This is a genomic window from Rhizobium sp. R711, assembly GCF_002211365.1.
GTDB lineage: Bacteria > Pseudomonadota > Alphaproteobacteria > Rhizobiales > Rhizobiaceae > Rhizobium.
On the sequence record NZ_LOKZ01000002.1, the window covers coordinates 180,985 to 195,329 of the forward strand.

A 14,345-nucleotide genomic window follows, 5' to 3' on the forward strand; every position below is an offset into this window, starting at 1 on the left:
GCGCGCGCGCCCCACGTCTTCAGAATCTGAGACCCGCAAACGGGCTGGTGACGTCTCGAACTCGATCCTTAAAATGCGGGCGTTTCCAGACCTTCAGGGGCCGCGTACATGGCCATGTTTCGTCGAGAAAGTTCGAGATGCAGGCGCGCAAGCTCAGCCGCGGCATCGACATCGCGTTGTTCGATGGCTCCGATCATTTCCTCGTGCTGCTGGGAGGCCAGTTCGAGCTCTTCCTGCATGCGGGGCGTATTTGGATGCTTGTAGAAGATCTTCCCGATCCGGGCATGGTCGATCTGAAGCCTGCGTAGGCTTGGCACGAGGTAGACATTGTGCGCCATCTCGCCCAATTGGCGATGAAACTGATCGTTGTGGAAGACGCGACCCTCTACGTCGTTCTCATCGATCGCGGTCTGGAACGATTGCTGGATCTGCTTGAGAACATCGAGCTCCGCCCGGGTGCGGTTCTCGGCGGCGAGCTTGTTTGCGGTGATGTAGATCATCGGTGCCAGAAGAAAGAAATCCCGCAGCGACTGGTAGCTCATCGAGCTGACCCGCGCAGCGCGGTTGGTTTCCAGTTCGATATAGCCTTCGCCGGCCATCTGACGCATCAGTTCGCGAACCGGCGGACGCGACAGGCCGAACTCCTCGCTCAGCGCCACTTCGTCCAGAATTGCGCCCGGAGCAAGCTCCATCGTCAGGATTCGGCGGCGCAGAGCAAGGCCCAAGCTGGCCTTGCGGTCGAGGTTCGCATGCTCGGAAATCATTGCGCCGTTCATTGGTGCTCCTTTTGGAAGACATTACGTAGACATATGATAGACAGTCAAGATGTCGCCATCTCTTATTTGGGACGATGCTCCAGAGAGTTTCGAACCGCTGCTATAGAGGAGAGTGACTGGTCCGCAGGTGATGGCAGTGATGCTGGCTTGCCGTTCCGAAGGACTGGGCAGAGACTGGCCGCCTCATTCTCGATGGAATTGCCCTGCCCAAAGCAATGGTCGTCATCCTGTTTCCTGCAGTTACCCGAAGGGGAAACGATCATGCATGAAGTGCGGCAGTGAGCCACGACGCAGCCCGGTTGATTGCCACGGTCCTTCTCGACTTCAACGGCAGCAAAACATTGTACCGGCCCTCCGGTGACAGTCTGGTCTCATCGAGAGCAACGAGCGTGCCGTCATCAAGAAACGTCTGAACAAGAGTGCCCCAGCCGAGCGCAACTCCTTGACCCGCGCGGGCGGCGAATATCGTCTCGGTATAGTGGCTGAAACGAAGAGAAGGCGTGACCTCGAACTGCACGCCAAGTTCTTCCAGCCATTGGCCCCAGGAAAGCCATGACCGGTCCTCCGCATCAGTCTCGATGAACTCGTCAGTCGCCGACAATGGGCCGTTGCCGCGCCGGTTGAGGTATTCCGGCGAGCAGACAAGCATAATCACGTCCCCGCGCGAGGCAATCACCGTTGCGTCGCTGAAGGGAGGCAGGCCGAAGCGGATGGCGAGATCGACAGTCCCGCTATCCAGATCGATCTTTGCATCCTGGGAAACGACGCGGATCTGGATGCCGGGATTCTGGGCGCGAAAATCGGCGAGCCGGGGAAGTAGCCAGAACGATGAGAAAGCCACGGTCGCGCCAATGGTGACGACATCCTGGGCCGCCCCCTTTATGGCATCGATCGCGTCGGAAATGTTGGAGAAACTCTGCGCAAGGGAGGCCCCCAGAACCAGGCACGCAGCAGTCGGCTCAATCGCGCGATGCTTGCGCAAGAACATTGGCTGACCGAGTTCTTCTTCAAGCAACGCAATTTGCCGGCTTACGGCCGCCTGGGTAACCCCGAGCTCGCCGGCCGCGATGGTGAAGCTCTTCCGGCGAAGGACCGCTTCCAGCATGATCAACGCCGTCATCGACGGCAAGCGCCTGCGAAACTGCATTGCAAAACCCTCACCGCATTACTCTTCATTATGTGAGCGTGAGAATTAATGCCGCGGCCTAATACCTGCAAGCCGTTAGCCGCAGATGATGTGAGATGCGACGGATTGTATGGGGCGCGTGGTCGCTGTATCCTGAGGTCTGACTTGCGGATAACCGGAGCTAAAGTCCGGTCGCGTGTTTTAACCTGTCAATGAAGCCGCTGCGGATCATGGAACTCATATTCGCCATCGGATTGATCGTCTTCAAGGTTGCGTTGCTGATTGCGATGCTGCTGCTGTTGCCCTTGCCGCTCACCTGGCTGGAACGCAAGATCGCCGGACACATGCAGCAACGGATGGGACCCATGCGCGTTGGCTGGCATGGGCTGCTGCAGCCGGTGGCGGACGGAATCAAACTCTTGACCAAAGAGGACCACATCCCGGCCGAGGCTGATCGCTTCCTGTTCAAAGTGGCTCCGATCCTAGCGCTTGCTCCGCCCTTCGTGGTGTTCGTCGCGATCCCCTTTGGCGAATCCATCTCGGTGCTCGGCAAGGAGATTTCCCTTTACGTCTCCGACATGAATGTGGCGCTTCTCTTCGTCTTCGCTGTGCTCGGGATCGAGGTCTATGGTGTCATCTTCGGTGGCTGGGCAGCCAACAGCAAGTACGCTGTGCTTGGCAGCCTCAGGACCTGCGCGCAGATGATCAGCTACGAGATCCCAATGGGGTTCGCGGTGATCGGCGTGGTGATGCTGGCGCAATCCATGAGCCTTCTCGAAATCGTGCGAGCGCAGGCCGATGTCTGGAACATCGTCTATCAACCGGTCGGATTCTTCGTGTTCTTTGTTGCCGGATTGGCCGAAGCGCAGCGCATTCCTTTCGACCTGGCGGAAGCGGAAGGCGATCTCGGTGCCGGGTTCCATACCGAATACAGCGGCATCCGCTTTGCGTTCTTCATGATCAGCGAATATTCGATCGTCCTTTTGGTCTCGGTCCTGGTGGTGCTCCTGTTTTTCGGCGGCTGGAACGGCGTACTCATCCCCTTGCCACCGCTCCTCTGGTTTGCGCTCAAGGTCGCGTTCTTCGTCTACTTGTTCATGTGGTTCCGCTTCACCTTCCCGCGCTATCGCTACGACCAGCTGATGGCGATCGGATGGAAAGTCTTGCTTCCGCTGTCGATGGCGAACATAATCATCACTGGTCTTGTCTTTTTTTAGGGGCCAAAGCGGCTCCGGAGTGGGGCAGCGATGTCGCACGCACAGGACAGAATTGGAACTTGGATCGGCTGGGCATTCTTCGCCGACCTCGCGAACGCTTTGGCGTTGACCTTCGGTTACATGTTTTCCAAACCGGTGACCATGCAGTACCCGGACAAGGAAAAATGGCTGCCCTACTCGCGTTACCGGGGGCACCACTTCCTGACGCGCGACGAAGCCGGCGAGATCAAATGCGTGGCGTGCGAACTCTGCGCGCGGATTTGTCCCTGCGACTGCATCGAAGTCGTCCCTTACGAGGATGAGAAGGGCAACCGTCACCCGGCGAAATTCGAGATCGACACGGCCCGGTGCCTCTTCTGCGGCCTATGTGAGGATGCCTGTCCGGCCGACGCGATCAAGCTTGGCCAGCAGTATGAATTCTCGAGTTTCTCCTCGAAAGACCTGGTAATCGGACGCGACGATCTGCTCGCCAAACCGGGTAAAGCGGCGACCGGCGGCGGCGTGGTCGCCGCGCGCCTGAACACAGAACGCGACGTCCTGGTCGAGACGAGCGAGCCGCAAGGGTACAACTGGTGGCGGAATATCCGCAGAAGATGACGCGCCAGCCGCAAGTGGGGCGCAGAAAGGAGGCGCAGATGCATGTGTGCCAGATTTTGAATAGCAAGTCTCCCGAGATCATCTCGGTCGCACCGGACCACACGATGGTGGAGGTCCTGAGACTGTTTCGCGAAAACAACATCGGCTTCGTCATTGTCGGTCGTTCCCCGGGGGAATGCCTGGGCACGGTGTCGGAGAGGGACTGCTGCAACGCGATCGCTGAATATGGAACCGAAGCGCCCGCCATGCGCGTCCGCGATATCATGAACCGCCGGGTGGCGACCTGCTCGACAGACGATTTACTGCCTCTTGTAATGGCGATCATGACCGAACGGCGCACGCGCCATGTGCTGGTCATGGATGGCGAGACCATTGTCGGCATTGTCAGTATCGGCGACGTGGTCAAGTACAGGCTCGAGGAAGCGATGCGCACGGAGCAGGATCTGCACGACTACATCAGCGGGGTCAGCTATCATTGACAAGATACGCCTGGGTTAAGGGTCAGCCACCGGTGCTGCCCTGGCCGAGGTCCTTCGGACCAAGCCCCGCTGTGGCGGCGATTGTGGAGGCGACTTGTGCCTTTTGAACCTCCACCGGACTTGGGTATTGACCCCGCAGCATCAGCCTGTTGAGCCGCAAGGCTCTGTAATTTTCGGGAACGAACACAAGGCCGCGGGGAAAACGCCGGTTGACCTTGAGCTGTGCACTCAGCTCGCCCTGGCCGGATCGCACGACGACCTGATCGCCATCCGAAAGGCCCAGCTCTTCGGCATCCTGCGCGCTCATCTCGGCATAGGGGTCATCAGCGATCGTATTCAGGATTTTTGAGCGTTCGGAAAGATATCCATTGTGGAAAAGGCAATTGCCGGTGACCAGCATGAGACGGTCAGACGCAATGGGGGCAGGCGCTGGCGCAAAGAACCCACCAGCCGGTGGTGTCAGCCCCCCTTTGGTAAACGCGCCGTCGGTGCCAAGCCCATCCTGCGTCAGCCCCTGGTAAGCGGGAACCAACCGGACGATCTCGTCGAAGATCTCGCCTTGAACTGATGGTCGCATCGAGTGGCCGCGAAGGGCTGCGACGAAGTCGAAGATCGCCAGGTTGCCCCGCGCCTCGACAACGGGCTCACGGAACTTGCAGACCTTCTGGAGCCGACCTTCGTTATTGGTGAAAGTGCCCGCCTCCTCACCGTAACTCGCTGCGGGCAGCACCACTTCGGCGAGGCTGGTCGTATCCGTGATGAACGCGTCCTGCACGATCAGGAGATCGGCGCGACGAAGTGCCCGCTGCGCGAACTCCCGGTCGGGATACGACATCAGCGGGTCGCTGCCGGCGATATAGAGCGCGCCCATTTGACCCTTGTCACAGAGATCCAGCATCCAGTCGAAATCCGCGCCCGGTTCGGAGCGGATCACAGCACCCCAGGCCCCTTCGAGAGTTTTGCGCGTTGCATCATCGGCGAGCGCGCGCAATCCCGGCAGGGTTGTCGGTAAAACGCCCATATCCCAGGCTCCCAACTGGTTGGCGCGGTCGAAGAGAAACTGCAGCGCCGCTCTTTTGCCGAGCAGGCCGAGGACCTTGAGAAGGTTGTTAAGCTGCTGCAGCGTCACGCCTGCTGTTGGCGACCTCAGGAGTTCGGCGCTGACAAGCACGGTGATGCTTTGTCCGTCCGAGAGCGCCGTGGTCAGGCGGGACAGTTCGTCGCTGCCTGTGACCGCGGGTGGCCCGCCAACTTCCGCGGCAATCTCGCTCGGCAGGTCCTGACCGGCCGCCGCGAGACCGGCCACGACTGCGGCAAGGCTCGACGCCTCACCGCCCGGCGATGCGCGAACGACCGCGAAAGCATCGGCGTCCAGGCGGGACGGTCTCGCCGAAAGCATCAGCAATCTGGTCTGGCGCCGCCGCGCGGCGTCGCGCAGCAGATATTCGGTGACGGGGTTTTCCTCGGTCGGGTTACCGCCGACAACGAGCACGCAGTCGTTGCCGATCACGTCCGCCAGCGGCGCGCGGCTGTAAAAGCTCGTCAGCAACGGACCGAGCGTATCGACGGGCGTGGACCAGCGCGACGAGCAGTCTATGTTATTGGTCCAAAAGACCGTCCGCATCATTTTCTGGAACTGGTAAAGGATCTCGTTGGGAAGGCGCGGTGAGGCAAGCCCGCCGGCAGCCTTGCCCTCGACGGACGAGAGGCGCCGTCGCAGGTAGTCTCCCGCTTCTTCCCAGGAAACCGGAACGAGGGCGCCGTCACGACGGACCATCGGATGCTTGATCCTGTCCGTGCTCGTGACGAAATCGAGGCCAAAACGCCCCCGCGCGCAGAGCGTTTCGCGGTTGAGCCCTTCATCCCATTTCGAGCGCACGCGCATGAACTCGCCCTTGCGCGTGCCGACGGTCAGCTGGCAGCCGGTGCCGCAATGCGGGCAGACCGTGTCTGTCTCGGCCAGATCCCAGGGCCGAGCCTTGTAGCGATAAGGGAAGCTCATGAGAGCGCCGACCGGGCAGACCTCGATGCAATTGCCGCATTGGTCGCAGCTCGCCAGGCTGCCCTCAAACCCGGTCACGGCCGTATCCATACCTTTCTCGACGGTGCCCAAGGCGACCGCACCGACCACTTCCTCGCACATCCGCACGCATCGCTGGCACTGGATGCAGCGGTTGACGTTCATGATGACGACCGGGCTCAGACGAATATCCTCGGAGTGGAACACGCGTTTGGCATCGCGGAACCGGCTTTCGCGCGGCCCATAGGCCATCACCTGGTCCTGCAACTCGCACTCGCCGCCCTTGTCGCAGATCGGGCAGTCGAGGGGGTGATTGGCGAGCAGCATGTCGAGCATGGACGAGCGCGTTTCGTCGATCAGCGGCGTGTTGGTGCGCACCACCATGCCGTCGGTGACCGCAGTGGCGCAAGACGGTTGCAACCTACGCTGTCCCTCGATTTCAACCAGGCACATGCGGCATGAGGCGAGCGGCGGCAGCCGTTTCATATAGCAGAAGGTCGGAATGTCGATGCCAAGGCGCTCGGCCGCCTGCAGCACGGTAGTGCCGGCATCTACTTCCAGCGTTTGGTCATCAATCGTGATATGAACCATGGCTTCCTCGCGGTCTTTCCCGCGCACCTCAGTGAAACGGGCACCTCCGCTCCTCGATATGGGCGACGAACTCATCGCGGAAATGCTTGAGCGCGGCCCGCAGCCCCATGGCCGCGCCGTCGCCCAAAGCGCAGAACGTATTGCCGAAAATGCCCTTGCAGAGAGCGTCCAGCTGTTCCAGGTCGCCCCGGTCCCCCTGCCCCGCCTCGACCCGCCGCAGCACTTTCACCGCCCAGTCCAGCCCTTCGCGGCAGGGCGTGCATTTGCCGCAGGACTCGTGGTGGAAGAACTCGATGATCCGGGTCGCGACCTTGACCATGCAGGTGGCCTCGTCGATCACGATCACACCGGCCGAGCCGAGCATCGAACCGGCGGCGGCAAGCGAGTCGAAATCCATCCCCACGTCAAGCCCGCTTTCCGGGATGACCGGCGCCGAGACGCCGCCCGGGATCACCGCCTTGATCCTGCGTCCAGGCAACGGACCGCCAGCGTGGTTCTCGACCAGTTCCCGCAGCGGTATGCCCATCGGCAATTCGTAGAGCCCGGGTTTGCGCACCTGTCCGCTTATGCAATAGAGCTTCGGGCCTGGGCTCTTATCCGGCCCGATCTCCCGAAACCACCTCGAGCCGCGCATGACGATATGCGGCACACAGGCGAGCGTCTCGACATTGTTGATGACGGTCGGGCTGGCGTAGAGCCCCTCGACTGCCGGGAACGGCGGTTTCAGCCGGGGCTGTGCCCGCTTGCCCTCGAGCGAGTCGAGCATCGCGGTTTCCTCGCCGCAGATATAGGCGCCGGCACCGCAATGGATATGCACGGCAAAATCGAAATCGGTACCCAGGATGTTCCGTCCAAGGAAACCGCTTTCGTGAGCCTCGGCGATCGCCTGCTCCAGGCGGCGGATTGCCGTCACATACTCTCCGCGGATGTAGACATAGGCGGTCCTGGCGCCGATCGCATAGGCGCTTACAGCCAGCCCCTCGATGAGCTGGTGCGGGTCGCGCTCCATGATGATCCGGTCCTTGAAGGTGCCAGGCTCGCCTTCGTCGGCGTTGCAGCACAGGTATGTCGGCTTGCCGGTCTTTTTCGGGACGAAGCTCCATTTCATGCCCGTTGGGAAACCCGCGCCGCCGCGACCACGCAGGTTTGATTCCTTGACAAGGCCGATGATCTCGTCGGGCGTGTGCTCATGCAGCGCCTTCTTCAGCGCCTGGTAGCCACCGCCAGCCTCGTAGGTCGACAGCAAATGACCGTCCGGCACGTTCATATTCTTGAGGAGAACCGGTTCGAACATGGCGCTATTCTCCCGGCTGCTGCTGTGAAGCGGTGTGCTCAACGCTTGCCGCCTGCGGCGCGGTCGCCCGAAGACTGTCCAGGAGTATGTCAACCTGCGCGACATTCAGCTTGCCGTGGTAGTCGTCGCCGACCTGCATCACGGGCGCCATCTCGCAGGCGCCGAGGCACTCCACAGTAGAAAGCGTGAATAGCCCGTCCGCAGTGGTTTCGCCCTTTTCGATCCCCAGCACCGCTTCCATATGCTTCAGCAGATCCTCCGATCCGCACAGCATGCAGGAAACGTTGTCACAGAGCTGCAGGTGGAACAGGCCGACCGGTTCGGTATGGAAGAGCGTGTAAAAGGTGGCCAGCTCGTAAACCCAGATCCGCTCGACGCCGAGGATGTCGGCGACTTCCTCGAGTACCGGACCCGGCAGATAACCATGTTCCTTCTGCGCAATCAGCAGCGCGGGCATGATCGCCGAGCGCTGGTTCGGATACCGCGCCGCCGCTGCTTTTATCTTTTCGCGCATGCTCATCTCGTCAAAATCTCCTGTCACTTGTCCACCTCCGCCATCACCGGGTCGAGACTGCCCAAGACGGCGATCATGTCGGCCAGGTAACGTGCGTTGGTCACCCCGAAGAGCGCCTGCAGGTTGACGAAGGAAGGCGCTCGCACTTTCATGCGGAACGGTTTCGGCGATCCGTCGCTGATGATGTAGAAGCCCAGTTCACCCTTTGGCGCCTCGATCGCCGAATAGACCTCGCCCTTGGGCACGTCGAAGCCGTAGGCCGACAGGTCGAAATGCTGGATCAAGGCCTCCATCGAGCAGTGCACGCGTTCCTTATCCACCGGGAATGCGATCGTCGGCATGTCGATCTGGAACGGTCCTTCGGGCATCTGGTCGATGCACTGTTCGATAATCGCCAGGCTTTCGCGCATCTCATCCACGCGGCACCGCCAACGAGCGTAGCAATCGCCCTCGTTGCGGGTGATGACGTTGAAGGCGAGTCGGTCATAGATCTCGTAGGGCTCGTCGCGGCGGATATCCCAGTCGACACCGGAGGCACGCAGGTTCGGGCCACTGAGACCCAGATCGACCGCGTCTTCTCCGGAGATCACGCCGATCCCCTTCGTGCGCTTGAGGAACACCCTGTTATCTTCGAGCAATTGCTCATAGTCGCGGATCCGGCTTGGGAAGATGTCGCAGAACTCCCTGATCTTGGGAAGAAATCCATCAGGCAGATCCTCGCGCAGGCCGCCAACCCTGCAGTAGGATGTGTGCATGCGCGCACCGGTAATCATCTCCAAAAGGTCCATGATCATTTCGCGCTCGCGCATGACGTAAAGCAGCGCTGTCATGGCACCGAGATCCATCGGTAACGCGCCGGTGATCAGGAGATGACCAGAGATCCGCGCCAGTTCGGCCATCATGACGCGGATGTACTGAGCCCGTATCGGCGCTTCTATGCCAAGAAGCTTCTCCACCCCCAGCGCAAAGGCAAGGTTGTTGGATGGCGGGCAGAGATAGTCGAGCCGGTCCGTCAGCGGAAAAATCTGGGTATAGGTGAAGCTCTCGGCGAGTTTTTCTGTGCCGCGGTGGAGGTAGCCGATATGCGGGTCCACACGCTCGACATACTCGCCGTCCAGTTCGAGGACGAGCCGGAGTACCCCATGGGTGCTGGGGTGCTGCGGACCGAGATTGAGAAGCACTTCCTTGGTATTGAGGGCTTCGCCTTCCGGCCTGCCGAGCTCGGTGACTTCGGTCATCTCAATTCTCCGGCGTAAAACGGCCTCCTTCTGGAATGTCCCTGGTGGCAATGTCGGGCTGCGTTGGCGGCGGGCCTTCGGCACCGAAGGGATTCAGCTTGTCCTTGTAACCCCTCAAGGGGAAATCCTTGCGCTGGGGAAAACCCTCGAAGCCTTCCCACATATAGATCCGCCGCAGATCGGGATGGCCTTCGAACCTGATTCCATACATGTCCCAGGCCTCGCGCTCATGCCAATTGGCCGTCCGCCACACTGCCGTCACCGACGGGACGCAGGGCGGATCGCCAAGCCGGCACTTGATGCGAACCCGCCATTTGTTCGGCAGCGAATAGAGGTGGTACACAGCCTCATAGCGCGGCAGCTCCGGGTAATGATCGACCCCGCAGATATCAGACAGGAAATTGAACCGCAGCGCTGGATGTTCTTTCAGAAACCGGCAGAACTCGACAATCGTTTCAGGTTGAACGGCAAAGGCGTGAATGCCGTGCGCGGCACCGAGGTCCTCGATTGCTCCATCGAAGCGCTCCAGGATCAGGGTTCGATCGAAAGGCGGCTGGATGCTCATGAGGCGGCGATCCGGTCCAGAGGCGTCCCGGCCAGCGCCCGGGACTTCTTGATCTTCTCCTGAAGAAGCAGGAAGCCGTGCATCAGCGCCTCGGGCCGCGGCGGGCAGCCGGGCACATGCACGTCCACCGGCACGAAGGTTTCCGACCCCTGTACCACAGCGTAGGTATTGTAGACCCCGCCCGAGATCGCGCAGGTCCCCATGGCGATTACCCAGCGCGGCTCCGGCATCTGGTCATAAAGGCGGCGTACGACGGGAGCGAATTTCCGGGTCACGGTACCGGCGATGATCATCACGTCGGACTGGCGCGGCGAAGGCCGGAACACCACGCCGAACCGGTCGAGATCGTAACGCGCGCAGCCCGCCGCGATCATCTCGATGGCGCAGCAGGCAATGCCAAAGGTCTCGGGCCACAACGCCGATCGCCGGCTCCAACTGATGACGCTGTCGGCGGTGGTGAACAGCACGCTGTCGCGTATCGCATTGCCTACGCCTCCCATTCCAGCGCTCCCTTCAGCCAGGCGTAGGCGAAGCCGACGACAAGCAACAACATGAAGACGAACATCTCGATATAACCGACCGGACCGATGTCTTTCAGGACGACAGCCCAGGGAAAGAGAAACATCGTCTCGACGTCGAAGACCACCAGCAGAATAGCCAGCATAAAGAACTGCACCCTGAAACGGCCTCCGGCAGCCTCGCCTGCCGGGTCCATGCCGCATTCATAGGCCATGTTCTTCGCAGGATAGGGATTGGACGGGCGCAGCAGCGACGAGACAAACAGCGTCGCCCCCGTCACCAGAGCAACTCCGGCGACCATGACAAGGACCGGCAGGAATTCCATTGCAGTCATAGTTCACCGCCTCGCTCGCCCACCTGGGGTTTTGCTCCGGCTGCCACCGACCCGCTCGGGCCGGTATTGCAGTCGCCCCGGGAAAGCGACTTCTGCAATCCTTTCTTGCAGTATCAGTGTATTCCGTCGGGTGGATCATTGCAAATTCAATAGATCAGCCGCCAAACACCGAATGCTGAGCAAGCCTCAAAAACCATGCCGGAAACAGCCCAATTCCGATAGTGCCGGCCGTGGTGACGGCGAGTGTGGCGCGCAGCAAGGGCGTCAGCGCTGGGGTGAACGCCCTCTTTGGTTCGCGCATGTAAATCACCATGGCAATGCGAATATAGAAATAGGCAGCGACGACGCTCAGCAGCACGGCAATCACCGCCAGTATGACGAACCCTCGCTCGACCAGCGCGACCAGCACGTAGAACTTGGCGAAGAATCCGGCCGTCGGTGGAATGCCGGCGAGCGAGAACAGAAAGAGCAGCATCACAAGCGCGAGCCCGGGATGCTGCTTGGCGAGCCCCGCATAGTCCTCGATAACCTCGCCCGAGAAATCACCGTTCCGCATCATGATGACGGTGCCGAAAATGCCGAGATTCATGAAAGAGTAGATCAGCAGGTAGAGCATCACGCTGGCAATCCCATCCGTACCGCCGGCCACCACGCCGAACAGGGCGAAGCCGGCATGGGCAATGCTGGAATAAGCCAGGAGGCGCTTGAAATTATCCTGCACCAGCGCCACGAAACTGCCGAGCGCCATCGTCGCGACAGCAAGCACCGCGACGATGATCCAGACATTTGAGGCTGCGACCAGCGGGTTGAGGAATACCCGCAGGATCACCGCGAACCCCGCCGCCTTGGGGCCGACGGACATGAAGGCGGTGATGGTCGTCGGCGCGCCCTCATAGGCGTCCGGCAGCCACATATGGAACGGTACTGCGCCGACCTTGAAGACCAGCCCCGCGACGATGAAGACCACCGCCAACAACAATCCGGGATCGCTTGGATCGCCGGTCACCGCAGCAGCCATCCCGTCCAGCTGCGTTGTGCCAGTCAGACCGTAAACCAGTGAAACGCCGTAGAGAAAAATCCCGGTCGAGACCGAGCCAAGGATCACGTATTTCAGCGCCGCTTCATTCGAGCGCCGTTGTTTCCGCAAGAAGCCGGTCAAAACATAGGTGCAAAGCACTGTCAGTTCGAGGCCGACATAGATTGACAGGAGGTCGGTCGCCGAGGCCATGATCATCATGCCCGAAAGCGCAAGCAGCAGCAGGACATAATATTCGCTGTTTCCGATCCCTTCGATGTCGGCGTATTTTCGCGATAGGAGGAGCGTCAGAACGGTAGCCAAGTAAAAAACGGCCTTGAAGAAGATCGAGAAGCGGTCAGCGATGAACATGCCCGTGTAGGCTGGCCGCACTTCGCCCGCCAGCATGACTGTCATGGCGGCGGCAACAAGCACGACGGCCACGGAAGCCGAGACAAGGAAATCGCCCTGCCCTTTGCGGACAAGCTGTCCCAAGATAAGCAGAATGCAGGACCCGGTGACGACCACGATTTCGGGTAGGCTTGCAAGGATCGACTGGAAGAGCGCAGCGGCGGTCATTGGCCACTCCCCTTGCCGTGCATCTGCACCATCAGATGCTTTGCCGAGGTGTCGATGATGCCAAGAAAGGGTTTTGGATAGAGCCCAAGCCAAAGCACGAGAAGCGCCAGCGGCAGGATCGCAACCATCTCGCGGGCGTTAACGTCACGTATTTTGAACAGGGCGCCGACGCTTGCCGGACCAAGCGCAACTTTCCCATACATGCCAAGGAGGTAGGCCGCGCTCAGCAAGGCGCCGAGGACGGCGGCCGCACCAATGGCGAGGTTGGCCGCAAAGCCACCGGACAGCACGAGCAACTCGCCCACGAACGAGTTCGTTCCCGGCAGAGCCATCGACGACAGCGTGAACAGCGCAAGAAACGCGCTAAAGACGGGGGCTGCTTTCATCAACCCACCATAATCGGCGATGCTGCGCGTATGTGTCCGCTCATAGATCAGGCCGACGAACAGGAACAGCGCGCCCGTCGTTACACCATGGTTGAACATTTGCAGGATGGCGCCCTCAAGGCCGCGGAGGTTCAGCGCGAAGATCCCCAGCGTCACAAAGCCCATATGGCTGATGCTGGAATAGGCCACCAGCTTCTTCAGGTCGTCCTGCGCGAGCGCAAGCAGCCCGCCGTAGACGATCGCAAGCGCCGAGAGCGCCAGCATCAACGGCGAATAATAGGCCGACGCTTCCGGCAGCATTGGTAGGGAGAAGCGCAGGAAGCCGTAGGCGCCCATCTTCAGGAGCACGCCGGCGAGGATGATGCTGCCGGCCGTCGGTGCCTGCACATGGGCATCCGGTAGCCAGGTATGGACCGGGACCATCGGTACCTTCACGGCGAAGGCGACCAGGAAGGCGAAGAACAGCCACGACTGGATCGGAAACGGCAAATTCTGCGCTGTCAGGGCGAGAATGTCGAAGGTCCTGCCGCCGTTGAAATAAAGGACGATGACGCCGATCAGGAACAGGACGCTGCCTGCCAGCGTGTAGAGGAAGAACTTGAAGGCTGCATAGACCCGGCCCTCGCCCCCCCAGACGCCGATGATTAGATACATCGGGATCAGCATCGCTTCCCAAAACACATAGAACAGGAACAGGTCAAGCGCGCAGAACACCCCGAGCATCAGCGCCTGCATGACGAGCAGGCTGACCATGAACTCCTTCACCTTGCTGTTAATCGCAGCCCACGAGGCGAGCACGCAGACCGAGCCCAACAGCGCGGTCAAGAACACGAAGAGCGCGCTTATTCCATCAACGCCGAGCGCATAGCTGATCCCGAGCGCGGGCACCCATGAGTGTCTCTCGGTGAACTGTGTGACATGGGTCGTGGTGTCAAAGCTCGCAAGCATAGCGATACAGAGGGCGAGATCGAGGACGGTGGTGGCGAGCGCCGTCCATCGTATCGCATTGTCGCTGCGCAGAAACATCAGCACCGCTGCCCCGGCGGTCGGCGCAAATACGATGAGGCTGAGGAGCGGTAACCCCATGGACACCCC

Annotated in this window: 14 protein-coding genes; 3 read left to right on the forward strand and 11 right to left on the reverse strand. The window is 60.6% G+C overall.

The window, feature by feature from the left end; all coding sequences use genetic code 11:
- Positions 1–68: 68 nt before the first annotated feature.
- Both ATY80_RS06505 and ATY80_RS06510 read right to left on the reverse strand, forming a co-directional pair.
- Positions 69–776, reverse strand: a complete 708-nt coding sequence (locus tag ATY80_RS06505; protein WP_088691660.1) for a GntR family transcriptional regulator — start codon at positions 774–776, stop codon at positions 69–71.
- Between the two features lie 259 nt (positions 777–1,035).
- Positions 1,036–1,923, reverse strand: a complete 888-nt coding sequence (locus tag ATY80_RS06510; protein ID WP_189637095.1) for a LysR substrate-binding domain-containing protein — start codon at positions 1,921–1,923, stop codon at positions 1,036–1,038.
- 209 nt (positions 1,924–2,132) lie between these two features.
- Here ATY80_RS06510 and nuoH point away from each other — a divergent pair, with 209 nt between their 5' ends.
- The 3 genes from nuoH to ATY80_RS06525 are packed head-to-tail and all read left to right on the forward strand — an operon-like array spanning position 2,133 to position 4,195.
- Complete coding sequence (nuoH, locus tag ATY80_RS06515; RefSeq protein ID WP_088691706.1) at positions 2,133–3,119, forward strand: NADH-quinone oxidoreductase subunit NuoH; 987 nt, start codon at positions 2,133–2,135, stop codon at positions 3,117–3,119.
- Positions 3,120–3,149: 30 nt separating this feature from the next.
- Entirely contained in the window at positions 3,150–3,716 is a 567-nt protein-coding gene (locus ATY80_RS06520) for an NADH-quinone oxidoreductase subunit I (RefSeq protein ID WP_088691661.1), read from the forward strand.
- 38 nt (positions 3,717–3,754) lie between these two features.
- The gene (locus ATY80_RS06525) at positions 3,755–4,195 is read left to right on the forward strand and encodes a CBS domain-containing protein (RefSeq protein WP_088691707.1); all 441 of its coding nucleotides are present in this window, start codon (positions 3,755–3,757) and stop codon (positions 4,193–4,195) included.
- Positions 4,196–4,217: 22 nt separating this feature from the next.
- Here ATY80_RS06525 and nuoG read toward each other — a convergent pair whose 3' ends face one another.
- The 9 genes from nuoG to ATY80_RS06570 all read right to left on the reverse strand — a co-directional run bounded on the left by nuoG (position 4,218) and on the right by ATY80_RS06570 (position 14,336).
- Positions 4,218–6,806: an NADH-quinone oxidoreductase subunit NuoG gene (gene nuoG / locus ATY80_RS06530; protein ID WP_088691662.1), complete on the reverse strand. Its 2,589-nt coding sequence runs from the start codon at positions 6,804–6,806 to the stop codon at positions 4,218–4,220.
- Between the two features lie 28 nt (positions 6,807–6,834).
- The gene (gene nuoF / locus ATY80_RS06535) at positions 6,835–8,100 is read right to left on the reverse strand and encodes an NADH-quinone oxidoreductase subunit NuoF (RefSeq protein ID WP_088691663.1); all 1,266 of its coding nucleotides are present in this window, start codon (positions 8,098–8,100) and stop codon (positions 6,835–6,837) included.
- Positions 8,101–8,104: 4 nt separating this feature from the next.
- A complete protein-coding gene (nuoE, locus tag ATY80_RS06540) occupies positions 8,105–8,620 on the reverse strand; it encodes an NADH-quinone oxidoreductase subunit NuoE (RefSeq protein WP_088691664.1) in 516 nt (171 codons plus the stop codon).
- A gap of 17 nt (positions 8,621–8,637) precedes the next feature.
- Positions 8,638–9,852, reverse strand: coding sequence for an NADH dehydrogenase (quinone) subunit D (gene nuoD, locus ATY80_RS06545; RefSeq protein ID WP_088691665.1), 1,215 nt, complete (start codon positions 9,850–9,852; stop codon positions 8,638–8,640).
- 1 nt (position 9,853) lies between these two features.
- Entirely contained in the window at positions 9,854–10,417 is a 564-nt protein-coding gene (locus ATY80_RS06550; RefSeq protein WP_088691666.1) for an NADH-quinone oxidoreductase subunit C, read from the reverse strand.
- The gene (locus ATY80_RS06555; RefSeq protein ID WP_088691667.1) at positions 10,414–10,917 is read right to left on the reverse strand and encodes an NADH-quinone oxidoreductase subunit B; all 504 of its coding nucleotides are present in this window, start codon (positions 10,915–10,917) and stop codon (positions 10,414–10,416) included. The genes ATY80_RS06550 and ATY80_RS06555 overlap by 4 nt, the downstream gene beginning before the upstream one ends.
- Complete coding sequence (locus tag ATY80_RS06560; protein WP_088691668.1) at positions 10,905–11,270, reverse strand: NADH-quinone oxidoreductase subunit A; 366 nt, start codon at positions 11,268–11,270, stop codon at positions 10,905–10,907. The genes ATY80_RS06555 and ATY80_RS06560 overlap by 13 nt, the downstream gene beginning before the upstream one ends.
- A gap of 154 nt (positions 11,271–11,424) precedes the next feature.
- Positions 11,425–12,864 (reverse strand): NADH-quinone oxidoreductase subunit N, encoded by a 1,440-nt coding sequence (locus ATY80_RS06565; RefSeq protein WP_088691669.1) that lies wholly within the window; start codon positions 12,862–12,864, stop codon positions 11,425–11,427.
- Positions 12,861–14,336, reverse strand: a complete 1,476-nt coding sequence (locus ATY80_RS06570; protein WP_088691670.1) for an NADH-quinone oxidoreductase subunit M — start codon at positions 14,334–14,336, stop codon at positions 12,861–12,863. The genes ATY80_RS06565 and ATY80_RS06570 overlap by 4 nt, the downstream gene beginning before the upstream one ends.
- Between the last annotated feature and the right edge of the window lie 9 nt (positions 14,337–14,345).